At 40.2% G+C, this 11,849-nt stretch carries 4 protein-coding genes; 2 read left to right on the forward strand and 2 right to left on the reverse strand.

Annotation, left to right across the window (positions count from 1 at the left end; all coding sequences use genetic code 11):
- Positions 1 to 5: 5 nt before the first annotated feature.
- Positions 6 to 6,707 (reverse strand): ATP-binding hybrid sensor histidine kinase/response regulator, encoded by a 6,702-nt coding sequence (locus tag HR060_RS17950; protein WP_174201664.1) that lies wholly within the window; start codon positions 6,705 to 6,707, stop codon positions 6 to 8.
- Positions 6,708 to 7,026: 319 nt separating this feature from the next.
- On the opposite strand from HR060_RS17950, the gene HR060_RS17955 reads away from it, so the two are divergent.
- Positions 7,027 to 9,324, forward strand: a complete 2,298-nt coding sequence (locus tag HR060_RS17955; RefSeq protein ID WP_174201665.1) for a TonB-dependent receptor — start codon at positions 7,027 to 7,029, stop codon at positions 9,322 to 9,324.
- 147 nt (positions 9,325 to 9,471) lie between these two features.
- A complete protein-coding gene (locus tag HR060_RS17960; RefSeq protein WP_174201666.1) occupies positions 9,472 to 11,586 on the forward strand; it encodes an NAD(P)-binding protein in 2,115 nt (704 codons plus the stop codon).
- A gap of 54 nt (positions 11,587 to 11,640) precedes the next feature.
- On the opposite strand, the gene HR060_RS17965 is transcribed toward HR060_RS17960, so the two are convergent.
- Positions 11,641 to 11,849: integrase core domain-containing protein (locus HR060_RS17965; protein WP_174198709.1), on the reverse strand; the 209-nt coding region annotated here is incomplete at its 5' end.

Raw genomic sequence — 11,849 nt, forward strand, 5'->3', positions numbered from 1 at the left:
TGCAATTACGAGCTGAGCTTGTCAAACAACTGCTCAATGTGAACCATGGCATTATTAAACTCAAAATCATTGATTTCATTATCAATTTTCGAGGCTAAATCAGCAACTTCTGTGCCTTTAGTTTGTGCAACAAGTTGTTTCGATAAATCTTCCGAATCCGAATCAGCTAATGCAACCAACTGCTTAATTTCTTTAAGCGTATTAAGTGTCAATTCGATATCGAGATCTTGCTGCTCTGTTTGCTCGGGTTTTGCTGTTATTTGGCCAAGCTCATGTACAAGCCTACTGAGTTTAGCCAATAGTGCATCAAATTGAACTTTTAATTCATCTTGTTCAACATTATTTTCTGCGAAGCCATGCTCGATCGATTCTGCAATATTGGCTAACTGATAATCACCGATATATCTCGCACTTGATTTTAAAGAATGGACAAAAATATTAACGGCCTGCCAATTTTCACTATTCCATTGATTGACTAAATCTGACTCTGCAACTTTCATTTTTTGATAAAAGTCTGCAATTAATTCTAAATAGAGATCGGCTTTACCCTGTAGTTTGCTGATGGCTTGTTCGCAATCTAACCCTGCTTGATCGTGCAAATACTGCAAGGTATTTAATTGACTTTGAGCTAAGTCCTTAAAGTACAAACTACTCGTTTTTGCATAATCAACATCGTTAATATGCTTATCAGTAGATAAGTATTCAGCCAAAGTAGCAAAAAGTTGCTCTGGTTCAATGGGTTTTGTTAAATGCGCTTGCATACCCGCTTGCTTACTTTTTTCTGCATCACCTTCCATTGCGTGAGCGGTCATGGCAATAATGGGTAAATCAAGGATCTCAAGATCTTTGCGGATCATCCGTGTTGCTGATAAGCCATCCAACTTAGGCATTTGAATATCCATCAAGACTAAGTCTACGTCTTCACTCTGAACCATTTCGACTGCTTGAACACCGTCACAGGCGGTTAGCACTTGAACATGGGTATCGGCTAAAAAGCCAAGTGCGACTTGTTTGTTAACTTCATTATCTTCAACTAACAAGATTCGATACTGAGATAAATCAGGAATACTGCCGTGATTATCACTAATTTGCGCATCATTAAAACGGCCATCGTGATAAAGAAAATCATGAATGGTATCGACTAATATTGAGGCGTTGAGTGGTTTTTCTAAGAACTGTTTAATCCCCGTCTCTTTAGCTAAACGCTTTGCTTCATCTTTGTCATATGCCGAAACCATTAAGATGTGAGGTGGCTGATGATTGACTTGTTGAACGATTGCTTTTGATGCTTCAATGCCATCCATTTCAGGCATTTTCCAGTCCATGATAATTAAGTCATAAGGCGATTTATCCGTTTCAGCCTGCAACACTTTGTCTAAAGCTTGCTGGCCATTTTCTACACTATCGGCTTCAACACCTATGCTAGATAAAGCGTTTAACAATACCTTACGGGCAATAGGCGTATCGTCAGCAATCATAACTTTTAGCTGATTGATAGAGCTTTTATCTAATAATGGGGTGTTATCGAGACTATCTTCACAATAGTTAAAAATGGCATTAAAGCTAAATGTAGAACCTTTATCGACCTCACTGGTAACACTGATATGACCAGACATTAATTCGACTAGCTGTTTACTGATTGCTAACCCTAAACCCGTACCACCATATTTTCTGGTCACTGAATCATCAGCTTGCGCAAAAGATTGGAATAACCTAGCTTGCTGCTTTTGAGTCATCCCTATGCCCGTATCTATTATCGAGAACTTAATTTCCGTTTCTTCGTGTTCAATACTGATCAATTCAATTTTGATACAAATAAGGCCAGTTTCGGTAAATTTCACAGCATTGTTGGCCAGATTAATAATGACTTGTTGTAATCTAAACGGATCACCAATTAATGATTTAGGCACATCAGGTGAAATATCTAAAACGAGCTCTAAGCCCTTCTCATGAACCTTCTGCGCACATACATTGACTACGCGTTGTAATATTTTTTCTAAATCAAAGCGGACACTTTCCAAGGTCATTTTCTGTGCTTCAATCTTAGAAAAATCTAAAATATCATTGACTAGTTTGAGCAAAGATTCGGAAGAGTCGACAATTTTTTCAACGTGATCTTGCTGCTGCGGAGATAACTTACTTCTCATCACCAAGCGACTTAAGCCAATAACTGCATTCATTGGTGTGCGGATCTCATGACTCATATTGGCCAAGAAATTGGACTTAGCAAGCGTCGCTTCTTCTGCTTTCAACTTGGCTTTTGCAAGTTCTTGCGTACGCTCTGTCACTTGCGACTCTAAATTTTCATAAAGGAGCGCATTATCAATCGAAATTGCAGCCTGTGAAGCTAATATATCAAGCGCTTGTAATCGCTCGGCTGTAAAAGCCTGTTCAACGAGATTATTTTCAAGGTAAAGAATACCTAGCAACTTATTTTGCTTTATGATGGGCGAACAAAGTAATGATTTAACTTGTTTTTGTTTGATATAAACATCAAGGCCAAATCGCTCATCTATTGACGCGTTTGCCAATACTAATTGCTTAGCGGTACGGCCAACATAATTGACCACATAGTGCGAAAGTAAATTCTCTGCAGCCGCTAGTGGCTGGGCTTGTAATACTGCCGTAATTTCTGGGTTTACCGCCCCTTTTGCTTGTACAAACCATTCATTCTCTTTGTTTAGTAGAATGACTGCTTTTTCAGCTCCGGCGAGCTTTAAAATAGATTGCGTTAAGTTTTTCAACAACTCATCTAACATTACCGTACCTGAAAGCTTTTGTGCTGCTTGCATGACGGCTTGATAATCGAGATCCAGCTGAAACTGACTCTCAGTTTGTTTAGTTAACCAAAACGCTTCTTTTTCGAGCTGGTTAAGCTTAGCGCTGGCACCCCAGCTTTTATACGCTTGATAAGCATCATCTAAGTAAACTCGTGCAAATTTTGTTCTTTTTTGACGTTGCCAAAATGCGCTGGCAAGTTCATTACTGAGCGCAGTGTACTGCATAAACCCAGCTTCTTGCGCTTCGTTGATGGCCATGTCGTAATAATGACTGGCGGTATCGGGGCGATTATCTAAACAAGCTAATTCCGCCTCAATTAACAAACGCTTGTGAGAGAAATTCGAAGGACAGTTTTTTTCCCAACTGATGATTTGCCTTAGATTATTGATAACTTTGCTTTTGGTATCATCAAGCTCAAGCAAACCCTCTCGACACCCTCGAACCAATGCTAACGCTTGTAAAAAACAGTGCTCTGCAATAGAGAACCAGCCAAACGTAAAGGCTAAAGTTTTAGCCATCTCAGCTGCCATATCAATCGCCTCAGCGGTACGACCAAAGACAATAGCAGAGAATAATTTATTGAAATGGTAATAATTCAAACACAGGGAATGCTCATTATCGATAATATTATTAAGCAAGGTCTGCTCATCGAGCCCTTGATGATCCCAAACTCGGTTAGATGATGTATGCCCCTGTAATTGCGCAGTCATTTGGTTCAGTATACTAAACACTTCAACCACATTACTGTCATTAACTTTTTCAATGATGCCCTTGTTTTTTGCACACATCGCATTGAGCTCAGTTAATGGTACGCCTTGCATTTGCATTAACATCAAGACATGAAATGCACTGTGGCTGGTAAATATCAAATCTCCCGATGCTTGACCTGCGACTAAAGCATCTTTGAGAATAGCCACATTGTTCTTCAAGGGTTTCGACCACGGGCTATTGGTCACACCAAACATGGTATATACCTTACCTTTAAGCGCAACGTTATTGGTTTTATCAATTAGCTGCATCGCTAATTTACCAAACGCATACCCCTGACGGTAATCTTGATGAACCGCGCAAAGCATGGTGCCATAATTGGCATAGCCGAATGGCGAGTTTAAGCTGTTGCCATTTTGTATAGACAAAGTCACTAACTTAAGTACACACAAAGTACTCATAGGCAAATTAACATTGAGTGCAGCAGGCCAACACATTGCCACTAAATTCATTAATAATTGGTGATGCTCTGTCTTAGCTTCAGGCAGTGCCAGTAAGCTCTCAATTGAATGCCTCGCTAAGTAGTTTTCTATTACTTTCACCTGAGAAGAGATTTCTTTGTCTATATCCCCTTTTTCATCAGGCCAACTTGGGTCGAGCAAATGAATGGCCTCACAACCCACTGCCAGCGATTCTTGGAGTTGGCCTAAATTAGTTAACACAGTCACTTTTAAACAAAGCGCCTTAGCCTGGTATATAACATCACCCAATGAATCAAGTAAGGTCGTAATCACTTCAATGGCGGCTTTAGGACGGCCGCATAAAAAATGAAGCTCTGCTTGCAGTAATAAAATATCGAGTCGAGTTTGCTCAGCTACCTCAATGCCAATAATAAGTTGTTGAGCAACTTCTAGAAAATCAAATGCGGCTTGATAAGCATTCGCTGCTTTAGCTTTTATCGCAGCGCTGTGATTTAACTCAGCAAAGTAGCGTTTATCCTTTGGAGTAACGAGTAAATCGACAGCAGCATTAACGTGTTCTACTGTCGAGAATATAAATTGTTCACTTTTATCGCGACCGTCAAGAATACGTGCATATTTTAAGTGGAGAGTCTGCGCTTCATCGGCCGGTAGCATTTGATAAGCAGCATGCTGTACTTGGTCGTGAATAAACTTAAAGCGCGATAATAAAGAGATATGATCTAGACTATCGTCTTGCTCATTTAAGAAAGAGAAGTTGTCGTTTAACGGCAAAATCAATTCAAATTTTAGCAATTCATAAAGCGCATCAGCGGTCTGACTTTTGTCAAAATTGGTCAGTACTAAAACATCTCTTAAGCTAAATAAGTTACCGACCAATGCCGCTATTTTAAGGACTTCCCTTGAAGAAACAGATAAGTTATCAAAAGAGCGAGTTAATAACTCAACAACATTCGCCGATACCTGCCAAGTGCCAATAGCATCAATATCCCAAGCCCAACAACCTTCATCGGCTTGAAAATAGATAAAACCTTCTTTGTTAAGTAGTGTCAGCAACTGGTTTAAGTAAAAAGGGTTACCGCCAGTTTTGTGTTGACACACTAAGGCGAGTTCGCTGACCTCATTTAAGCTGCGATTAAGGGTTTCACTCAGTACAATAGCAATATCTGAAATGGATAAATTGGGCAGGTGCAATTCACTACAGGGGGCGTTATTTGCCGACAATTTGTCACTCAAAACACTCAGTGGGTGATCGTCACTGACTTCATTGTCGCGATACGCAACAATAATAAACAAGCCATGGAAATCTTTTTCGACAAGCAAGTGCTCAATCAAAGCAAGAGAAGCAGGGTCAGCCCACTGTAAGTCGTCTAAGAACAGACAAAGTGGTTTGATTTGGCAAAATGCCTTGATCATCCGAATGAAGACTCGACTAAACCTCGCATCAGCCTCATGAGAAGGCAATGCTGAAACCGGCGCTTGCTCACCAATAATCAGTGTTAAATCTGGGAACAGCGCTGTCATTAATGCGCCATTTCCTTCTAAATAATAAAGTAGACTGGTTTTTAGTTGTGCAATCTGATTATCTGTTTGTGTGAGATAACTTTGAATTAAATGTTCAATAGCATAAACAAATGCACTGTATGGCACTCCTCGGTTGTACTGATCGCATTTACCATGTGTAAAAGCACCTTGCTGAGTCAGTATCGTCTTTTGTAATTCGCTCACTAGCGCTGATTTACCCGTTCCAGAAGCGCCTTTTATAAAGACCAGATTCGTTTGTTCTTGTTTTGATGCTTGGTAGTGATTAATCAACTCACGAAGTTGATGCTCTCGGCCAATCAGCTTTTGTGACACATAGAATTGAGAATCAACATCGTACTTTGCAATAGCAAACGAATTAATATCCGACATGCCCTGTAAAGCTTTAATACAAGCGATAAAATCAGCCTTGATACCAAAAGCACTTTGGTATCGGTCTTCAGCATTTTTAGCCATTAATTTATCTAAGATTGCCGCTATTTCAGGTTGTATCTCTGGATTAATTTGATGAGCAGGTTTCGGTTCCACGGCAATATGGGCATGCAAAAAGCCTAAAGTATCATGTGCCGTTATTGCCTGCTCGCCTGTCATTAAACGATAGATGACACAACCAATGGAATAATAATCCGCACGATAATCTAGTTTGCGGTTGGTTCTAGCAGTTTGCTCTGGCGAAATATAAGGTAAGTTATCGATTGATAAAGATAATTCAGATGCTTTGGTTAACTTGGTCTCAATCTCGAGTGCATCTTCAAAGCCGATGAGTTTAATCTCAAGCGTATTGGGGTTAACTAATATGTTATTTGGGTTGATAAGGGTATGAGTAATTTTATTTTGGTGCAGTGAATCAACAGCAGCCACTAACTGACAACAAAATTTAAGTTTTTGTTCTAACCCTACCTGTGCTTTCTCAAGCCAAGCCACCATTGGAGTGTAGTGTTCACAGTCAAAAATCACGCCTGTCAGTTCTTCAGTTTGTTCTATGTGTTCAACAGAAGCGACGTTCGGGTTACCGGCTAATTTGTTTAAAAAATTTAAACCCCGTTTGAATCTTTGTAGCACTTCATCTGAGAGGCATTCAGGTTTGATTGCTTTGAGGATGGCATGGCGCTGGTCGTTATTGCTACCAGAATATAAAACGTGCTTTTCTTGCTCTAGCACTAAGTGTTTAAAATCGTATTCATTGATATTGTACATATCAAACCTAATCAACCCTGGTTAAATAAAGTAAAAGCCCTTTTGGCGTACAATTTAAATCATATCTATAGGATATAGCAACTTGATATAAATTTAAGTTTTTCAATAGATTGCAATATCAAACTAATCATTTACGCTAGACTTAGCAGTTAAATAAGTCACTATAGGTTGTATGCTAGTGTTGTTTTATACAAGAAATTTTAAATCTCCTTTCACTTTAAGCGCGATCACAGCCGCCATTTGTGCACTTTCAGTGCCTACACATGTGCTGGGTCATACCCAAAAGGATCAGAACACGCAAGCGAGCCTAGAGCCAGTAATGGAGACTATTTACGTTACCGCGCGAAAAAAGGTTGAAGCACTGCACCAAGTGCCAATGAGTGTTCAAGCACTTAGCGCAGAGCGACTCAGAAATTACAGAGTTGATGATTTTCAGGAGCTAACGACTTATGTTCCTGCGCTTGAGCAACCAAAACTTGCAATACAAAGTCGCCTTAGCTTACGTGGTGTCTCATCAGGCGACAACCAATCATTTGAACAAGCCGTAGGTAAATATGTTGATGGTATTTATCGCGGCCGTATGAACCAGCACCGCAGCGGCTTTTTTGATATGGAACGAATTGAAGTCCTAAAAGGCCCGCAAGTTACCCTATACGGAAATAGTTCTATCGGCGGTGCAATCAGTATGATCACCAAAAAACCAGAGTTTGAATTTGGTGGTGATATTCAGGTCAGTTACGAAACTGAATATCAAGAAAAATACGTAAAAGCGGCTTTGAACTTGCCCTTTACTGAAGAGTTTGCTGTTCGCTTTGCGTTTAAAAATCGTGAAGACGATGGCATTGCCTATAATGAATTCACTCAAACAGATGAACCCAAAATAGACGATAGTGCAATGCGTTTCAGCGCTTTATATGAGCCTAACGACAAACTATCCGTCCACTTTAGAACTGAGCACAGTGATTTTGAGCTCAACGGTCATATGATGGATATCTTTATGCACGTTGACCAAAATGGTGAACCTTGGCCTGGCTCTCCCTACACTGGTGTTAACGACGGCAAAATGAACGTAGGTAACCCAGAACTTTTTACTGAAAATGAAACGTTTTGGCGTACCGAAACGGATGAAACAGCCTTAGAGGTTAATTATCAATGGGGAGACTTGACCTTTACATCTTTAACAGGTTTTAGTGAATATGATTATGAGCAGTCATATGACACTGACTTTACCACTGTTTCTATGATTAACTCTTACCTTACTGAAAATTATCAACAGTTTTCACAAGAGTTCAGGATTGCAGGTTCAATAACCGATCAATTATCATTTCTTGCAGGTATCTATTACCAAGATGATGAATTAGAGAGCCAGTTCTTCGCAGACTTTAACCAACCTCTTATTTTTGCTTCAATATTTGCCCAACCTGTTAGCAGTTTTGATAATTTAAGTGCCCCTTTTTCTCGTGTACTGACTTTAGACCAAGATACAGAGCAGTGGGCATTATTAGGCAGCTTAGACTACCAACTAACACATGCCTTAACGCTAGGCCTAAATTATCGTTATGTCGATATTGAAAAAACAGGTCAACAAGCATCGCAAACAGCCGATATTGACCACAGCTATAGCACCGGTGACTTAGTCGACACCCGTTGGTTGAGTGATCCGAGCTTACTGGCAAATGCCGAATATTTAGCCGACCCCAACAATTTTGGCGATAATCCAGCTCTTGTACCCTCGCACTTATTTTCTTATGGCTTTCTTTCACCAAATGGTCAAGTTCACGATTTAGACCTGCAACGTGACGAAGATCATCACATGTTTCAGTTAAGTGCCAAATATCAACTCAATGATAGTGAATTGATTTATGCATCCTTTGCTAATGGGGCTAAAGCAGGTGGCTTTGACTTATACAATGAAAGTGCAGATCCAGAAAATGCGGAATTTGATGATGAAAAAGCCAAAGTATTTGAGGTTGGTTACAAAGCCAACTGGCAGGATTTAACCCTCAATATTGCCGCTTTTTATGGTGAATACGATAACCTGCAAACGGGCATTTTCAATGGCGGTATAAGCTTAATTGTTATCAATGCACCGAGTACTATATCAAAAGGGGTTGATGTCGAATTTGACTGGCAAATAACCGATGCCCTATCCGCATTTGTTTACGGGGAATATTTGGACTTTTATTACGATGACTTTGAACAAGCTCCTTGTAGCCGAACAACGTCACTTGAAACGGGTAATACCTTTTGTGATTGGAAGGGTGAGCCCATGCCATTTGTCCCTGACTTCAAGGTAAACCTAGGCTTGGAACACTATTACAGTATCAGTAACCAGTTTGATCTGCGCCAACTGCTTACATACAGCTACAAAGATGATTACACCACAGCATCTGATAATGAACAGCAAACTAAACAAGACGGCTATGGTCTCGTTGATTACCGTATTGACTTAATCAATAACCATTATGATTATCAGGTTGGACTAAGTATTCAAAACGCAACAGATGAAGACTACACCAGCTATACCACCATTATGCCTCTTGCACCCGGCGGTGCTTTTGCGAAGCAATTAGAAAAAGGCCGACAAATAGCAATTGAAGCTAGCTACCACTTCTAACCTCCTCTATTTGCCAAGGCTAAAAAAGCCTTGGCACACTCTGTTACTTTTTTTTAATTTGAAATCAAAAAGTTAACTTGCATTCTGCTTTCTCCAAGGGTTTTAATAAGCCCAAAGACCTACATGTTTTTCATATAAGGAAGTGTCATGTCTAATAAAAAAGAGAAGATTGCAATTTTAGGTGGTGGCGTCTCTGCGATTACTGCCGCATTTAAAATTACCAGCGAAGCAAATTGGCAAGATAAATACGATATCACCCTATACCAAATGGGTTGGCGTATTGGTGGTAAAGGTGCGAGTGGTCGCAATATGGAAAAGGGTAAACATGCCCGTATAGAAGAACATGGCATTCATGTATGGTTTGGTTTTTACTACAATGCTTTTCACGCGATGCGACTGTGCTATGAGGAATTAGACCGCCCTGTCGGCAGCCCATTAGCAACCCTTGAAGAAGCCTTTCATCCGCACCAATATACAGCCTTTGCACAAGAGTTCGAAGGTAAATGGACAACTTGGCCCGTTAAAACGATGGCGTTACCTGGCAAAGTAGGTGAAGGTTGGGAGCCGCAAGATATTATGCAAGCCCTAACCAATGTCGTTGCATGGTTATTAGAACACACAGAGTTTAATGGACATTTCCCGCTATTTGAGAAATTAGAATCGTGTTTTGATTACCTAAAACGCAAGCTCGGCCACAAAAAACACGAAGATCAGTTAAGAAACTTACATCAGCTGTTTGAAAACGCGAGTGTCGATGATGACGATAGTCACCCAATTATCATTGCCGCAATAGAACTTGCTCGTTCGACATTTAGAAAACTTACTAAGCCTTTTATCCATAGAAATAGAGCCGTAGCACAAGCTTGGATGATGATTGATTTTGCTTTAACGTCACTGTTAGGCATTATGCAAGATGAGTTATACAAAAAAGGATTTGATGCTGCCAATAATGAGAACTTGCTCGACTGGTTAAAGCGCCATGGGGCAAGTGAAACCACATTAAAAGGCCCTATCATTGACTCACTTTACGGCGGGGTATTTGCCTACAAAGACGGTGATTTAGCGCAACCTAATGTTGAGACAGGTACAGTCTTAAGAGCGGGATTAACAGCTGTCACCTGCTCAAAAGAGTCCTTCATTTGGCGTATGGAAGCCGGCATGGGTGATGTAGTGTTTGGACCTTATTATGAAGTTTTACACAAAAGAGGTGTTAAGTTTAAATTCTTCCATAAAGTCGAAGAATTAGTAGCTGAAAAACAAGACGACATTCAGCAAATCACTAAAATTAAACTAGTTGAGCAAGTCCCTATTGCAGATGGCAAAGAATACGATCCGCTTGTCACTGTCAATGGCTTACCGTGCTGGCCTTCAGCGCCTAAATATGACTTGTTCCCTGAGGATGTCAAAGAATTACTAATCAAGAACAAGATTAATCTTGAATCTAACTGGTCAAACTGGGCAGAGATTTATCCACAAAAAGCGATTGAGTTAGATGTAGGCAAAGATTTTGATAAAGTAATTTTAGGTATCTCAGTTGCCGGCCTTGCTGATATTTGCCCCACTCTACTTGAGCAAAATCCGGCCTTTAAATTAATGACAGAAAAAATCTCAACAGTCTGCACGCAAGCCACACAAACGTGGGCAAATAAAGACGTTCGAGAGTTAGGTTCCGATTTATTTGAAAAAGCTGATGAAGCACCTGAATGTTTGGGTTATCGAACTCAAGCAATGGATTCATGGGCTGATGTTAGCTACTTAGCACCAAGAGAAGACTGGCCAAGTGATAATACACCTAAAGATATCAGCTATTTTTGTGGTGTTTTCAATGCTGATAAAGCACCGGAATCACCCGCTCCAGATTATCCAATCAGCCAAGCGAATAAAGTTAAAGCAGACTTTATTACCATGCTAAAAGAGCGTATTGGTCTATTTTGGCCAAAGGCCAACCCAGAGCCAGGTGTATTTAAATGGGACTGGTTAATGGCAGACGATACACAGCAAGGTGAAGCGAGGTTTGATAGTCAGTACTGGCGTGCAAACGTTGATCCATCAGAGCGCTATGTGCAATCAACTGTTGGTTCAAGCCAATATCGGTTAAAAACCGATGAATCGGGCTTTGACAACCTGTACTTAACCGGAGATTGGATTGATAACGGCTTTAATATGGGCTGTGTCGAATCAGCAACAATTTCTGGTTTATTAACAGCACAAGCGGTAACCGGCGAAAAATACGATATCCCAGGCGTTATTCGCTTCAAGTAACCCATCAGCAAATAAAAGAGTGACCCATCCTAGTATGGGTTGACACTTTTTTGATTAAAACGCCTGATGAATTTCATCGGGCGTTTTGTATTTTAAGGCCGAATGTGGCCTTTGTTGATTATATAAATCGACTGATTGTTTTACCATTTCCCTTGCCTCATTTAGGTTATTTGGTTTCATTAACAAGTATTCGTTTTTAAGAATACCGTTTACTCTCTCAGCCAGTGCATTTTGATAGCAGTCATAACCATCTGTCATTGAAC

It is taken from the genome of Marinifaba aquimaris (genome assembly GCF_013328345.1).
Classification (GTDB): Bacteria; Pseudomonadota; Gammaproteobacteria; order Enterobacterales; family Alteromonadaceae; genus Marinifaba; species Marinifaba aquimaris.